The sequence below is a fragment of the Cytobacillus sp. MT66 genome, assembly GCF_058792595.1.
The window spans coordinates 1-15091 of record NZ_JBXAFB010000024.1; the positions used below are offsets into that span (position 1 = coordinate 1).

A 15091-nucleotide genomic window follows, 5' to 3' on the forward strand; every position below is an offset into this window, starting at 1 on the left:
ATTAAAGACATAACAAAACCCGAATAACGTCCCTTTTTTAAGGGTGTCCATTATTCGGGTTATAGTTCACTGTCCCCTTGTCCTCTAATGCAGCATGTCATTTTTATAATCAATGTAGAGTGTGCCGTCTTTTTGGACTTCGGCGTAGAAGACATCGGATATGGAATCGACGCCTGAACGTTTTAATTGCTCTTCCAGCCATTGCTGATCGAGGTTTAGTTTATTTAAGTTCTCGTGCTTAATTTCTCCATCGGAAATGACCGATGTGGAAATCGGGAAATCATTAGGCTTTGTCTGATATATATTCAAATCACTCTTTGTTAAAGGCTGCTTAGGCTCTTTTTTCATAACAGACAGAGACCCATCTGTTTCGAAAATGGCATAATCGACATCTGCGACGGAAAAGACATTTTTCTTTCGCAATAAAACATTTAAGGCGTCAATGTCTAAACGCACTTTGCGAAGTTCATGTTCCATAATTTTTCCTTTTTTTATCAGAATTCTTGGCTGCCCTTCAATGGCAAGACGAAATTTTGGAGATTTTATATCTAAAAAGCCAATAATAATGGTAAAAGCACTCCAGGCAACTAAAGCGATGACTCCATTCCTGATACTTATAGATGAATCAATAGCAAGAGAGGCACCTAATGTACCGATGGAAATTGCAGAGATAAAATTGAAAAAGGTCATCTGCGATATTTCTTTTCTTCCCATAAGCCTTGTTAATACTAATAATGTAAAAAAGGCAATAGCTAGTCTAAGAATGAGTTCAGCAACTGGCATAACTAAAAACTCCTTTATGGTTGATGTAAATTTTAATCATTCCTCAATGCTGGTCATTTTTTTCATAATGTAATAAAGAATCAATCCCCAAAGCAGCAAGATGACATATGCAGCAAATACGCATACCCACGCATCCCGTTTTCCGATTGTAAGCAAATGAGGCAAAATGAGCACATGATTGGAAATTCCAATAAAAAGAATAAGGACAAAAATTAATTGAGTCCGAGAAAAAAGCATGCCAACACCACCAAATATATTCCCGCTGTTATTAGGTTTTGTCTGCATTTCCAAATTATGCATGCAATGTGGACGAGGGGACAGGCACCTTGTCCTTCCAGGAAACCCCAGGGACATAGTGGTCTCCGTCCACAGCGGGTTTTGTCCGGTCGGTCTTCGGTTTTAGTAAGAAAAGCGTTCAATTTAATAATTCATTTTTTTACACAAAATGAAATATCCTAAGTAGACGGGTAATAAAAATAAAATAAGGATTGGCAGGGGAGGGACGAGATGGTTATTGATTGCCATTTTCATGTGGATGAAACCATGTTAACTTTAGAAAAAATGATAGAGGGTATGGATGAAAATGCAATATGTAAAACCGTGCTAATCCCTCCCATGAATGAAACCATGTTTGAAGTGGATAGCATGTATCAATATCATTTACAACGCTTTTTCCGCTTTTTAATACTAAATGTACCTCAAATTGGAATTAAAATTTATGATAGTTTAGTTGGAGATGGTTATTTAAAACTTTATGGTCAATCATACAGGATTTTTACCAAGCCAAGGAATGATATCGTGGCTGCTGTAATTGATAGATTTCCAGACCGGTTTCTAGGCTGGGCAGCAGTGAACCCACTGATTCCAGAATCAATGGAAGAAGTTGAGTTTTATCTTCAAAAACCTGGTTTTATTGGCGTGAAAGCTCATCCATTCATGCATGAATATAGTATTAAAACACTTGATCCGGTTGCAGATATGTGTGAATCAAAGGGGATCCCATTGTTGATTCATCTTTCTTCAGAACATGACTCATATTCTTACTTACCCGAAAAATACCCTAAACTTAAATTAATATATGCCCATGCGGGGCTTCCATTTTGGAAAAAAGGGTGGAACTATATAAAGAATCAATCCAATGTATTTGTCGACACATCAAGTGATTATCTAAATCCATCAATTGTAAAGATGGCAGTGGACTGCTTAGGATATCGTAAAGTTCTTTACGGTTGTGATGGCCCATATGGAATGAAGGAGTTTAATATGTATGACTATTCGATAAAGAAAAGCTGGATTGATTCACTAAAAATTCCTGATACCGAAAAGGAATATATACTGGGGAAAAATTTCTTAGAATTGATAAAATAGGATGTCTTAATAATACGATCTGAATCAAAAATGGCCAGCAAATTTGGATACAATTTGCTGGCCATTTTATGAAGACCTTGCATAAGAGTTCAAATTAAAGAACTAGAAGTTATAATAGGATATATTTTACCGTCAACTGCGAAAGAAACTTTTCCTGTCTCTTCTGAAACAATTAATACGAGTGCGTCACATTGCTCCGTTAGTCCTATAGCTGAACGATGCCGAGTACCTAGCTTTTTTTTACCTGCATTCACTTTAGATAAAGGTAAAACATTTGCAGCTGAATAGATTTGATCTGAACGTACCAGGACTGCCCCGTCATGGAGTGGGTTTCCAGGAAAAAAGATGGATTCCAACAACGCAGAAGTTAGATTTGCGCCAATAAAAGTACCCGGCCGTATATAAGAGTCAGTTAAATCCTTCCGTTCAATGACAATTAATGCACCATGTCTAAGGGCAGAAAGGTGCTGGATAGATGACGATACTTCTATGAATTTATTTGTAAATGGGGATAAATAACAATTCAAGTAAAAAGAAGAGGCTATGGTTTCTATTCCTTCAAATTCTTCTTTAAGCCCTTCTATTTTGCTCAAAAGACAATTATTTTCATTACCCAAGGCTACGGTTACCTGTTCAATTTCTTTTGTTACATTTCGAAACCTTTCAACTAACTGTTGTTTAAGTGGGGAAATGTTGCAATCATTTTGCAGCAATAGACACACCTCATTATCAGTATTCTACATAAACAAAGAGGGTGAATGCTTTACAATCACCCACAAGATAATTTTTTTGATATTAAATTCTCCAATTTCTTTTCTATTTTCTCCAGGAATAGTTCAATCATATGCATATTGGGGAATTCCTCCGAAAATTAATGGCATAAATTCCATTTTTATAGTTTGTAATCAACAATTAATGGTGGTGAACATTGACATTTAGGGTTTTATGATATAAATTTATCTTTAATCCGAGATATCTAGGGGTGAGATAAATGATTCAAAGATTTCCGGCGTCATCTCGTTACTCAGTTAAAAATGATTGGTTAAAGAGCAATCTTAGTTTTTCATTTGGTGAGTACTATGATGAGGAAAATATCCAATTTGGCCCACTTCGTGTTTTTAATGATGATACAGTACAAGCAGGAAAAGGATTTGGCATACATCCGCATAGGGAAGCTGAAATTGTTTCGATTGTATTGCATGGTCAGCTTAAGCATGAAGATAGTCTGGGAAATAGCGGGATATTACAATTTGGAAATGTTCAGCGTATGACTGCAGGAACTGGTTTACTCCATTCTGAAATGAATCCTTCTTTAGAAGAGGAAGCAAGCTTTTTACAGTTATGGTTTAAACCAACAAAAAAGCAATTACCCCCTTCCTATGAGGATATTTCTTATAATACTGATTCAATGAGGAATAAGTTGTTACCAATTGTTTCTTCAACCCCGACCAAGGGAGCTTCGAAGATTCATAGTGATGTTACATTATACTTATCCACATTAGATGCGGGAAAACAGATCTTCTATCAACAAGAACAAGGAAGAAAGATGTATGTCTTTGTGATTGATGGCGAGCTTATTTTAAATGATGATGTTTTTATTGGGAAAAGAGACAGTGCACGTATAACTGAGCTAAATGAACTTACTCTAAAATCAACTAATGAAACCTTCTTTTTATTGATAGATTTGGGTGGTGCCTAATATGTTATTGATTCGTCATTCAATTGGAAGCCGGCTATTTTATCAAACAGATGAATATGATATTCATCCAAAAAAAGATAAGTGGGTTATTTCTATCAAAATTCCCGAAGAAGATGCCAAAGAGATCATCAAATTTAAAGAGGAATTAAATCTATTTGATGTGGAGGAAAACCAAAAGACTTGGTATTATTCATCAGATGCACATGTTGAGTTTAGCAAGGAAAAGTACCAAATGACTATTATTGCAGACCATAAAACAATATATCCAGTTTAATGAATAACAACTTGATTATTTCCAGAAGGATATGAAGCTGAAATTGTTGAGATTGGAAACCTGGCTTTGTATAATCAGGATTTCGATAATGAGTTTCAAATACTGCTTTAGCCATAAGACTGGCGGATCATATTGTCCGTCAATCTGGATAAATATAAATATTATACTCTATCTACCTCATCAAACGTGGAAGGTTTTTTTAAAAAAACCTTGCTTGTTCAAAATAAAAGGGCGCTATACTTAAAAAAAGGATAGCGCCTATTTTTATTTGGATCAGATTGCAGAAGCTAAAGATACATATTAAAAATTGGATTTATGAGTGCCAATAAAACTTTGAGTAAAATGGCGATTCAATAAAAAATTAAACATTTAACCGCTATGCTATAGTTGCCGTATGCTCGAGATTCTCAGCAGATAAGGTTACATTAGACATAGCTTGACCAAATTCATTGATGGTTTCGGTAATTTGACTGATTTCTTTACTTACGGTTGAAATCGACTCAACTGATTGATGAATAAGTTCTGTAATTTTATGAAAAACATCATATGTTTTATTTGATTTAGCAATACCCTCTTCTACAGCAAGGTTTACATTTAAGAGAGAATCATTAACGTTCTGGGTATACTCATCCGAGGATTTTATAAGTTCTTCTATTTGGCTAATGGAATTTTTAGTTTGTATGGCTAATTTTCTTACCTCATCTGCAACAACAGCAAAACCTTTTCCGTATTCTCCTGCTCTAGCTTCTTCTATCGCTGAGTTTAACGCAAGTAAATTTGTTTGATCTGCTATCGATTGCACAATCCCAATAACACCTTTGATTTGTTTCGTAGAATGAACCAGATTGACTGCCATCGAATTCATTTTATGTAAATGAGACTTAATCGATTGAATTTGGTTTGCTAATTCTTGCAGCTCTTTTTGCCCTTCACTAACATATTTTTGTGTCATTTTACTTTGTTCATTGGTTTGCAGGACAAAATTATTTGCTTCATTGGTGTTTTCTATGACACTCTCAACTGTTGTAGTGGTTTCTTCGACAGTAGCAACTAACTCTGAGCTAACTTCTAATATTTTTTGTTTTACGCCATTTCGTACTTCCTGGTAATCTTGTTCCCGCTGGTTTGCATTTTCAAGTTCATATGCTTCTAATACTAGCTGCTGCTCAAAGCTTAGTATCTTGGTGATAGCTATAATGATCTTTCTCAACTCATGTTTGAGAATTACCTTATCGAATATCAGTTCAATAATTGACTGCTGCAAGTTTTGAAACGCCCCCATATACCATTCCGGCTTCAAACCGATATGATAGTGTATCTTTGCAACCCTAGACCTTTTTTCAATAAATTCTTCATCGATATTGGCTGAAAACATTTCAACTAAATGCATTTTTAACGTGCTTCTAAGCTTCTCCACACTGCTATATGTATCAATAATTTGTTTTAATTCTTCAATTTCAAGAATTGTCTCGTAAAAATCATTTACCAACTGATCAATATGTCCTTCTATTATTGGCTGCATGTTAGTAATAATCTGTAAATCCTCATTCGTTAATCCAATCATGCTTAGCTTAGAAGTAATTCGTTTTTCTGAAACCTTAATTTTGTTGATATCCTCCCCAAACCCTGCCAGATAAATAGAGTCCTTTCTTTTCCTCCAAGTAATTGCCATTTTCATCCCTCGTTTTCTTAGTTTGGCTGCATTACAGCCTCATTATTTTTCGATGATCAAAGATTGCAGGTAAATCCTCCTATGAACATAAATATATACTGATAAACGAGGTATACAGCTATGAGGACATTGACAATTAATTGAACATAGCGTAAAGCTTTTGTAAACTGCCAAGCAGGTTAATTAGGGGATAGAGTTATAGGTATAAGCTTAATTAAATATTGGTGGTTTTATCTTGATAGATGAGGATACAGAAAGTCCATTGATTCATTGCATTGGCTATTTTCTAAATGAGGGATGCTGCCGTGCAGGCAAATTCATAAAGGCCTGCTTGACAGAATATTTAATTAGCAGTAAAATAAAACTCGCTAATAATATTGTCCAATTTCTATAAAACAATAGATCTCTTTAGCATTCAGCTAATTATCTAGAATTGGTTAGATGAAAAAGTGATTCTATAATTATAGTTTTTTGGGATAAGTTTGAATGTAAATAAATCTATATAACTGGTAGACTATAAAAAACCTAAAAAGGTCGTTTAAAGTAAACCGACAATTTTTCAACAGTTTAATGGTACTTTTCCATTAAATTTGAAAATTGTCGGTTTTTTTATTTTTACGCAAAAGGGAGAAGCTAAATGGAAAGTACACTTAATTTTGATACGCTGCAAGCTGGATTTTTCATTTTGCTTGCACTCTCGATGCTTAGTGCATTTATATTTTTACATTCAAGAGTTCCTCTGAGCTTTGTTAAAATTCACATTGGCATCATCTCATTGCCTCCAATCATGGCACTGTTCGCCCTGATTTTTAACAGCGGCAGGACAATTGTTGGGCCATGGCGCTTTGAGTCCTTATCGTGGCTGTTGGCGGTATTTGTTCTCACCATCGGATTAATTGTCCAACGCTATTCTGTCCGGTACTTACTAGGGGATCGTGCTTACCGAAAATATTTTCTATTACTGACACTCACAACCGTGGCCGACTCACTAGCTTGGTTGAGTGATGATCTTCGTTTGCTGGTTATATTCTGGGGGATGACACTTCTCGGATTGACTCTGCTGATCGGATTAAAAAAAGAATGGCAAGTAGCTAGAAAAGCAGCTAGTGTTTCTGGCCAGTACTTTATAGGCAGCTGGATTCTCCTGCTATTGGCAGTTATCTGGGTCACTCAAGCAACTGGGCACTGGCAGCTATCACTTGCACTTACGAATGATAGCCTGGCACAGCTTGGTTCATGGGAGAAAACCACTATCAACCTGCTTCTTATAGCCGCCGTAGTTATACCTGCAGCACAGTGGCCATTTCAGCGATGGATTCTAGATTCGGTTGTTGCCCCAACGCCAATTTCTGCTGTTATGCATGCAGGTATTGTTAATGCTGGGGGCATAATGCTATCCCGTTTTTCTCCTCTTTTTAGCGGTGATGCGGCACAGATTATATTACTTATATTTTCTAGTATTTCGGTTTTGATAGGAACCGGCATGATGCTGGTTCAAGCTGATTATAAACGGAAACTTGTTGGTTCTACCATCGCACAGATGGCATTCATGCTCATTCAATGTGCACTTGGCGCTTATTGGGCAGCTGTAGTACACGCTATATTACACGGTCTCTTTAAAGCCACCCTTTTCTTGCAGGCAGGGAGCGCCGTGCATCAAAATCGCCCAGTATCCCGTTCGTCTCAAGCTCCGTCAATTTTATGGACCCTATCTGGAGGAGCTTTAGGCTTATTCGTTGGCGCTTGTTATTGGCTGACAGCACATGGAGAGACGTATGAGTTAATAAGTGCCTTCATTATAGGATGGTCCGTGTTTTACGCCTGGACACAGCTCGTAGCCTCCGGATATGGCTATATCGGGCGCATGGCTGGATTTTCACTGTTTTTAGGGGCAGGGATTGTATTTGGCCTCATCCATTCTTCCTTTGCTCGCCTTTTGAATGAAGCTATACAAATGGACGCACAGCCGCCAATAGTTGCAGCCGTTTTACTTCTTGTTATCTTGTCAGCGGGCAGTTTGGCAGGTGCATGGGCGGTTCGCCATCGTTCATCAAACATCTATACGTTCATGTACCTTTGGCTGGTAAAATGGAGTGAACCTCGGCATGATTCAATTGAAAGCCATCCAAAGTATCTAACAAAATGATGTTAGGGGGGGAATAAATGATGACTACCACATTAGCTAAAAATCTTTATTTGGAAAAGGAATTTGATATCAATCAACTTGATTTGAATGGTTTAGTAGAATCAGCAAGCAAAGTCATTGCACCGCTTGGTCCGATTCATACGTTTGCGGCACGCAGTCCTTGGTCGGGCTTTGAACATGAATCATTTGAAGAAGCTGCACGCCGGCTAAAAAAAGTTTGTGACGTAGATATCTTTCCGAGTGATGCCATATTACAGACGGCATGGAAACAAGGGGAGATTGACCTTGATATTTTAAAAATGGGACTTAACAAGTGGCTTGATGCACAGTTCTTAAAACTGCCACGGGAAGACGCTGAGCAATACTGCAGAGCTATTTTATTAAATGAAGCATCCTCTGAACAATTGACTTCGCCTGATTTAAAGAGACTTGTAAAAAAATTAGGCCCCTTCAAATTCCAGTTCGGGCAAGAACGTTCAGTTCGCACATATAGCCAGCGCTTGGAGCAGTTTGGCGACGGACGGGCAGCTGAGGAGCTTAACTATCATACCATCAAGTGGAGCAAATTGTACTTAAACGAATCCCAGGATGCCTGGTCTATGCCAAATCGCGAGGAAGGCTTTTATCATGCGTGGCGAAAACTTATTAAGCTTGACCCGGCGCTAAATGCTGGTATTCGCAAGAAGCTAAAAGTTTTGCCTGATGATGCAGGCACGGCGTTAAAAGAAGGATTGCTTAGACTGGAAGTCCCTTATTATGATATAAAAGAGTATCTTGAAGCCCATTTACTCGCTATGCCAGGCTGGGCAGGTATGATGCTTTGGCGCTCCCAGCAATCTGCTGAGGAAAAAACATTGCTAATAGACTATTTAGCTGTTCGAGTTTCGATAGAGTGGGCTTTAATCAGTCCATATCTGCCTTTGCAGCAGCAAACGATAGAAGATCATGTCCGCTTAGATTCATTGATTACTGAATGTGTTTCTTATAGTCATCTGCCAATACATGCATGGGTTCAAATGCCTTTACCGGAACTTAAAGCCCGTTTAATGCTTAGTTATCTCTTTGATAAAACCATCCGTCAGAGGCTTTGGCTGGAAGCATGGGAAAAGACCTATGAGCATCAATTAATGGAGATGATCACAGCCAAACCGGTCGAATCAGCAAAAAAGGCAGCAGCAGCTCAGTTCGTTTTTTGTATTGACGTCCGCTCTGAGCCTTTTCGCCGTAAACTTGAGGAACAAGGTCCTTTTGAAACATTTGGTACTGCTGGATTTTTCGGACTGCCGATTGAAACGAACAAGCTTTGCAGCAGCCACAGCCATAAATCCTTGCCGGTCATGTCAAATCCACAATTCAAGGTAATGGAATCATTGCCTGAGCTCGATTTAAAACAATATGAACAGCGTGTTCACGCAGCCCATTCACTTGGGAAAACCTTTAAGTCAATGAAACATAATCTGCTTTCAAGCCTTGTATTGCCGGAAATAAGCGGCCCTTGGCTTGGGCTGCAAACATTGGCTCGTAGCTTTGTTCCAAGGAGTACCCATTCGGCTTTTAGCAAAGTTTATAAAAAATGGCTGCGAAACCCTGCGGCTGCCCTTTCACTAGACCACATGGATCACCCTGAATCAGAGCTGCCCGTTGGATTTACTGAAGAAGAGAAAGTCATTTATGTTCAGCAAGCGTTAAAGATGATCGGGCTAACTGAGAACTTCGCTCCTTTAGTGGTCATTTGCGGCCACGGAAGCCAAAGCTTGAACAACCCATATGCTGCAGCACTAGACTGCGGGGCATGTGGAGGTGCATCAGGTGAATTTAATGCGCGAGTACTTGCGGCTTTATGTAATCTTCCGTCGGTAAGAAAAAATCTTGCAAAAATGGGAATAGTGATTCCGGATGATACCGCATTTGCAGCTTGTGAGCATATCACCTCACTTGATGAACTTCGCTGGGTCTATGTACCAGAACTCTCAACCGCTGCGAAAAAAGCATTTGAGGAGGTAAACCTGGCACTTCCAAGGGTGAGACAGGAGGCAAATGCTGAGCGATTACAACAATTGCCTAATATCACAGCCGCATGTAAAAATCCAAGTGCAGAGGCCAAGCGGATCGCAAATGACTGGAGTGAGGTACGCCCGGAGTGGGGGCTTGCACGCAATGCAGCCTTCATTATCGGGGAGCGCGAACTGACAAAAAGCTGTAATTTGCATGGTGAAGTTTTTCTTCATAACTATACCTGGGAAAAAGATAAAGATGGTGAATTGCTTGCTAATATTATCAAGGGTCCAGCAACGGTCTCCCAGTGGATTAACCTGCAATACTATGCATCCACAGTTGCCCCGCATTATTATGGCAGCGGGAATAAGGCCACCCAAACCGTCACATCCGGAATTGGAGTCATGCAGGGCAATGCCAGCGATTTATTAACTGGACTTCCTTGGCAGTCAGTGATGAAGTCAGATAAAGAGATCTATCATAAACCTCTAAGATTATTAGTTGTCATTCAAGCACCAAGGGAATATGTGGAGAGACTTCTTGGAAGTGATCCGCTATTTCGCCAAAAGGTTCAAAACGGCTGGATTCGTCTTGCATCTGTTGATTCACAAGGACGCTGGGAGAGCTGGTCTTAACCACCTCCCCGGCAGATTCGTTAAAATTTTTATATATATGAAAGAAGGAAGCACCATGGAAAAGTCAAAAGGAGCAATTGAAGCTGAAATTAGCAGAGAATTAACGCATTGGGAAAAAACATATCTCGGGCGCGGCTCCGTGTCAGTTAAATCTGATATTCTCAGGGATATGATTATCGTTGTTTTGCGAGGTATATTAACGCCTGCTGAGTATTCGCTATGTAAAGACGAACGGGGACTATTATCTGTTAAACAAAATCGAAATAGCCTGGTAGAGTCGGGGATAGAGGAATTAAAAGAAATTATTTTTAACATCACAGGCCAGGAAGTGATCAGTTTCTATACGGATCTTAGTACAAAAACTGGAGAACGGGTCATCGTCTTTAGGCTGGCAGCTGATCTGGAAAGCCAGCTGTCGCAAAACTAAAAATGAAGGAAGCGAATGAAATGGATTTAGAGAGAAAAAAGAAGGTGTTGTTTGTAACGGATAGGGAGTTCGAGCCGGAGGATTTAAAAAAAAGTATCAATCACATCATAAATGAACTTAATACCGAGGATCTGTTGATCTTAAATACTTATGGACAGGGAATTTTTCAGCCATATGGCGATGTCATGAGGGATATGATTATTGCCGTTTATCAGGAAAATATTGAAGAGATCGTTGTCGTGGCCGCAAAGAATAATCAGCTGCCTGCAGGGGAGATCCTGAGCATGGCAGACAAGAATAAAGAATTGCAAGAGAAACTAGAAACACTAGATTATCTATTCAACAACTGCAAGCCAGAGTTTCCCGGTTTCAGCGCAAGCGAATGGCTAGAAGGAACCAAAACAGCCGCCGAGATTGTCCAAAAAAATGTCAACACCATCCGCAACCACCCACTAATGCCAGCAGACATAAAAATTCATGGACTATCCATAAACACCGAAACCAAACAACTGGTAGAAATCTAGCGGACAAGCACCGTGTCCAGGGGTTTTGCGTGGACAGGGGGACAGGCACCATGTCCGGGGGTTTTGCGTGGACAGGGGGACAGGCACCGTGTCCCGGCAGACATTGCGATGACAAGGAGATTGTGCCGTGTCCCGAGGACACAGTACAAACCAGTCCCTGTGACCTCTTATCCTTCTGAAGGATTTTTAGGCCCGCCGAGCTCTAGGTGATAAAACGCTAAATCAAGCCATCTATTAAATTTATAACCTGCCTTTTTTATTGTTCCGGAATGAACAAAGCCAAACTTTTCATGCATGGCTATGCTTTTTACATTATCTGCATCAATTCCCGCAACTAAGGTCATATACTCCCTATCCTTGGCTATAGCGATTAATTCTTTTAATAAGGAAGTCCCAATTCCCATTTGTCTATATTCTTTATTTACATAAACTGAATGCTCAATGGAATATTTATAAGCGGCCGATGGTCTAAAAGGACCAAAGGTCGCAAAGCCAGCCACTTTATGATCTTGTTCGAAAACTAATATTGGATAGCCTTCAGCCATCTTTTGTTCATACCAAATTTGCCGGTTTTCAAGCGTGTAGGGCTTATAGGTGTATACAGCAGTTGTGTTGAGAATCGCATCATTATAGATGTCTAAAATCTCTATTAAGTCTTTTTCAGTGGCTTCCCTTATCATTTTTTTCTTCCTCACATGATTAAATTGTTTTTTTATACTTATTGTAGAAGGTTCCAATCAAAACGTAAAATGAAATTTTGAATGAAATACAGGAACGGTTCTAGCCTTAATTGAGGAGGAAACGAGGCGGTTTTGATAAAACCCTATATCAATAGCCGCCTATAAAATAAGTGGCTTTCTCTCGGTATACTTTTACGTTATTTTTCATATTTATCATGATCATAGCATGGATCAACATCATCAAGATCCCTGGAGAATGACTGAAAATATAGAGGGTCTACATATTTGCCGCATGGATACCTCGCTTGTCCAAATCACCCCGCTGGCAGCATAAGATCTTATTTTTTAAAGAAAGAGGGGGTTTATTATTGTGTTAAAATAGAAGAAAGCTCTTAGGACCTAAGGTCACAGGCAAAGCCAATAACATCATAAGAAAAAAACAATGAAAATTGGTGAAAGTATAATGAAAGAACTTGATTACGATAAATTAATGCATATCAAAACAGGTGACTTGAAAAATCAGCCTTCCGTTCGGTTATTTCAATATCACCGTTATGAACCGACACCATACAGCGCATTGGAAGTGTTGTTTGAACATTATGAAGTGAGCCGGTCAGATCATATCGTAGACTTCGGCTGCGGACTAGGCAGATTAAATTTCTACATACATCACTTCTATCATGCCTCTGTCACCGGAATCGAAATGAATAAAGACTTTCATGAGATGGCCATGGAAAATCTGGAGAACTATCAGAAAAAAATGAAGGGTCATCCGGATCAGATACAATTCTATCATTGCTTGGCAGAGGAATATGACATTAAGGAATCAGATAACCGGTTTTATTTTTTCAATCCCTTTTCTATACATATTTTTAGAAAAATTGTCCATAAGATCCTTGGATCACTAGAGCAAAACTGGCGGGAAGCAGATATCATCTTATACTACGGACATGATGACTATGTTCAATTTTTGGAAAATGAAACGCCTTTTGAAGTGCTAAAGGAAGTGAAAATACCGGAACTATATGAGCGGAATCCTTATGAGAGGTTTTTGATCTATCGGGTAGCAGGCTGATACCTGGGTTATCAGCGTTCCTTTGTATGATTTTCCCCAGACCGAAGACATTCATATGCAGGACCCACTCCTAATTTCCCTGGCTTCCGTAAAGTAACTCAGACTTCGAAAAGCCATTTTTCTTCAGATAAGGTGCATTATTTTTTATTGTTTGTTCTTATGTCCAATCCGTACTTCCACCTCCCAAATAACATGTTATAAAGGAGGTGGTAAAAATATGGCAAAAACGACAAACAAGAACCAAAAGCGTCGCCGTTCAAATGCTAATGAAATTTCGAATACAGAATTGAGCAGGGAAGAAATGGCACAATGCTACAAAGATCTGCAAGATTTAAATGATGCTGCGTCAGCCTTTTTTAGAATCCCTGTTTTTTTCAGCCATCAAAATCTTTTTACACTTGGACCTTCCAATCCGCCGTTTTCACTTCGCCAGCAATTTGTGATTCGCATGTTTAAAGAAATTAAAAAGGAACTGCTCTTCCCAAGAACGCTCCCTAATACAGAAGAATACCCTAATACGTTATTAGAAAATATTCGTACAATGATCAATTCTAGTTATGGATTAGCCTCGGTTCTTTTAAGGCCAACTGGCCCAACACGTCAAGGTGAACCTTACACTCCTTTATTGCAAATTGAACCATCCATGGGCTTTGAACGTGGTCTGCCGTTGCTTCTTGTTATTGAAGACGGTGTTCAAGCAGGCGGTATTTGGGGAGGGGCAGGTCCGTTCGCTCCGTTTACTCCGATTGTTTGGTTCCCAAGCACTGAGACACTGGATGACTTTTTTACGAGTCCAAAATGGACTTCTGCCTTGAAGAACTGGGCTGGACAAGTAAGAAGCGGGTACTTTATACAGACAGGACCTGAATTCAAATACAGATGTAACGGTTAATAAGGTGTTGGGAAAATCATTTTGGACAAGCTTAGATTAGAGCCTTTCTGCGTAATTAGGAAGGCTCTTTATAGTGGAAAGGCAGAATGGAATTTTTGCGAACAAGGGAATATCTGGGGAAAATATATTATTGAGGGTGAACCACATGCAGGCATCGGAAAAAGAAGGCATTCAAAAAAGTTTATTTAGAACGCCTCCCTTCTCGTTTTGGAATGCTAAAATACTAATCTTTTATAATTAATCCCATTAGCGCTGCAAACTGAATGGCCTGATAGGAAGAAACTTTGCATCCTTTTAAGCTTTCAAAGGAAACAGTAAGGGAATCAAAATCAGATGAACTAATGTCAATCCCTTTTAAAGAAGTTTGATCAAAGTTTGCTCCATCAATGTTACATTTTTGAAATTCAACTTTTTTAAGTTTACAGTCAAAAAAATCGGTGCTATTTAATGAAGCTTCTTCGAATATCACTTTTTCCAGCTTAGAATTTCCAAACCCCGCCAAGTTTAGTACGGAACCCTCAAACTTAACATTCCCCAAGCTAGATTCTTCAAAATTAACACCCATTAGTTTACTATTTTTAAATTCAACCCTATGAACAGAAGAATGGCTTAGATTAACATTAGACAAATCGCAGTTTTCAAAACAAACATCTGTCATATCCATATTACTAAAGTCTGTATTTGTGAACTTACAATTCTTGATTACGACATTATATAGTCTGACTTTATCTGCTGATTCATTTTCAAAAGAAGAGTCAATGATTTCACACATTTCAAGAATGTGATCATCATCATAAAAAATATCGTGAAAATTTCTCGAAGATAACTCAGGTGAAATTTTTGGAAGATCAATTTTCATATTACAGCCTTCTTCCCATTTATTAGTTAAGCAAATCTAGTGTAACATACGGACAGGGGGAC

15 protein-coding genes are annotated in these 15091 nt (G+C 38.7%); 9 read left to right on the top strand and 6 right to left on the bottom strand.

The genetic code is table 11. From position 1 onward, the window contains the following. Window positions 1–84 precede the first annotated feature (84 nt). On the bottom strand, window positions 85–783 hold the full coding sequence (locus AC1Q59_RS23455) for a YetF domain-containing protein (protein ID WP_492368296.1): 699 nt from the start codon (window positions 781–783) through the stop codon (window positions 85–87). Between the two features lie 36 nt (window positions 784–819). Further along, window positions 820–1020 (bottom strand): hypothetical protein, encoded by a 201-nt coding sequence (locus AC1Q59_RS23460; RefSeq protein ID WP_492368297.1) that lies wholly within the window; start codon window positions 1018–1020, stop codon window positions 820–822. A 270-nt stretch (window positions 1021–1290) separates the two neighbouring features. Here AC1Q59_RS23460 and AC1Q59_RS23465 point away from each other — a divergent pair, with 270 nt between their 5' ends. Next, the gene (locus AC1Q59_RS23465; protein WP_492368298.1) at window positions 1291–2151 is read left to right on the top strand and encodes an amidohydrolase family protein; all 861 of its coding nucleotides are present in this window, start codon (window positions 1291–1293) and stop codon (window positions 2149–2151) included. A gap of 89 nt (window positions 2152–2240) precedes the next feature. Here AC1Q59_RS23465 and cdaS read toward each other — a convergent pair whose 3' ends face one another. Then, window positions 2241–2864, bottom strand: coding sequence for a sporulation-specific diadenylate cyclase CdaS (gene cdaS / locus AC1Q59_RS23470; RefSeq protein ID WP_492368299.1), 624 nt, complete (start codon window positions 2862–2864; stop codon window positions 2241–2243). Window positions 2865–3142: 278 nt separating this feature from the next. Here cdaS and AC1Q59_RS23475 point away from each other — a divergent pair, with 278 nt between their 5' ends. Then, a complete protein-coding gene (locus AC1Q59_RS23475) occupies window positions 3143–3850 on the top strand; it encodes a pirin family protein (RefSeq protein WP_492368300.1) in 708 nt (235 codons plus the stop codon). 1 nt (window position 3851) lies between these two features. Next, the gene (locus tag AC1Q59_RS23480; protein ID WP_492368301.1) at window positions 3852–4124 is read left to right on the top strand and encodes a hypothetical protein; all 273 of its coding nucleotides are present in this window, start codon (window positions 3852–3854) and stop codon (window positions 4122–4124) included. A gap of 376 nt (window positions 4125–4500) precedes the next feature. Here the strand turns inward: AC1Q59_RS23480 and AC1Q59_RS23485 are convergent, their stop codons facing one another. Continuing rightward, the gene (locus AC1Q59_RS23485; RefSeq protein ID WP_492368302.1) at window positions 4501–5796 is read right to left on the bottom strand and encodes a protoglobin domain-containing protein; all 1296 of its coding nucleotides are present in this window, start codon (window positions 5794–5796) and stop codon (window positions 4501–4503) included. A 637-nt stretch (window positions 5797–6433) separates the two neighbouring features. Here AC1Q59_RS23485 and AC1Q59_RS23490 point away from each other — a divergent pair. From AC1Q59_RS23490 to AC1Q59_RS23505, 4 genes are read left to right on the top strand one after another with little or no spacing between them, the layout of a single operon-like run. Further along, window positions 6434–7942, top strand: coding sequence for an NADH dehydrogenase subunit 5 (locus AC1Q59_RS23490; RefSeq protein WP_492368303.1), 1509 nt, complete (start codon window positions 6434–6436; stop codon window positions 7940–7942). Window positions 7943–7962: 20 nt separating this feature from the next. Then, window positions 7963–10572 carry a DUF2309 domain-containing protein gene (locus AC1Q59_RS23495; protein ID WP_492368334.1) on the top strand — a complete coding sequence of 870 codons (2610 nt, stop codon included), beginning with the start codon at window positions 7963–7965 and terminating at the stop codon, window positions 10570–10572. A gap of 55 nt (window positions 10573–10627) precedes the next feature. Beyond that, a complete protein-coding gene (locus AC1Q59_RS23500; RefSeq protein ID WP_492368304.1) occupies window positions 10628–10999 on the top strand; it encodes a Na-translocating system protein MpsC family protein in 372 nt (123 codons plus the stop codon). Between the two features lie 20 nt (window positions 11000–11019). Further along, window positions 11020–11523: a carbonic anhydrase gene (locus AC1Q59_RS23505; RefSeq protein ID WP_492368305.1), complete on the top strand. Its 504-nt coding sequence runs from the start codon at window positions 11020–11022 to the stop codon at window positions 11521–11523. Window positions 11524–11690: 167 nt separating this feature from the next. Here the strand turns inward: AC1Q59_RS23505 and AC1Q59_RS23510 are convergent, their stop codons facing one another. Then, on the bottom strand, window positions 11691–12203 hold the full coding sequence (locus AC1Q59_RS23510) for a GNAT family N-acetyltransferase (RefSeq protein ID WP_492368306.1): 513 nt from the start codon (window positions 12201–12203) through the stop codon (window positions 11691–11693). Window positions 12204–12666: 463 nt separating this feature from the next. Here AC1Q59_RS23510 and AC1Q59_RS23515 point away from each other — a divergent pair, with 463 nt between their 5' ends. Together AC1Q59_RS23515 and AC1Q59_RS23520 are read left to right on the top strand one after the other, a co-directional pair. Then, the gene (locus tag AC1Q59_RS23515) at window positions 12667–13278 is read left to right on the top strand and encodes an SAM-dependent methyltransferase (protein ID WP_492368307.1); all 612 of its coding nucleotides are present in this window, start codon (window positions 12667–12669) and stop codon (window positions 13276–13278) included. A gap of 217 nt (window positions 13279–13495) precedes the next feature. Then, window positions 13496–14170 carry a hypothetical protein gene (locus AC1Q59_RS23520; RefSeq protein ID WP_492368308.1) on the top strand — a complete coding sequence of 225 codons (675 nt, stop codon included), beginning with the start codon at window positions 13496–13498 and terminating at the stop codon, window positions 14168–14170. Window positions 14171–14393: 223 nt separating this feature from the next. On the opposite strand, the gene AC1Q59_RS23525 is transcribed toward AC1Q59_RS23520, so the two are convergent. Then, entirely contained in the window at window positions 14394–15029 is a 636-nt protein-coding gene (locus tag AC1Q59_RS23525) for a pentapeptide repeat-containing protein (protein ID WP_492368309.1), read from the bottom strand. Between the last annotated feature and the right edge of the window lie 62 nt (window positions 15030–15091).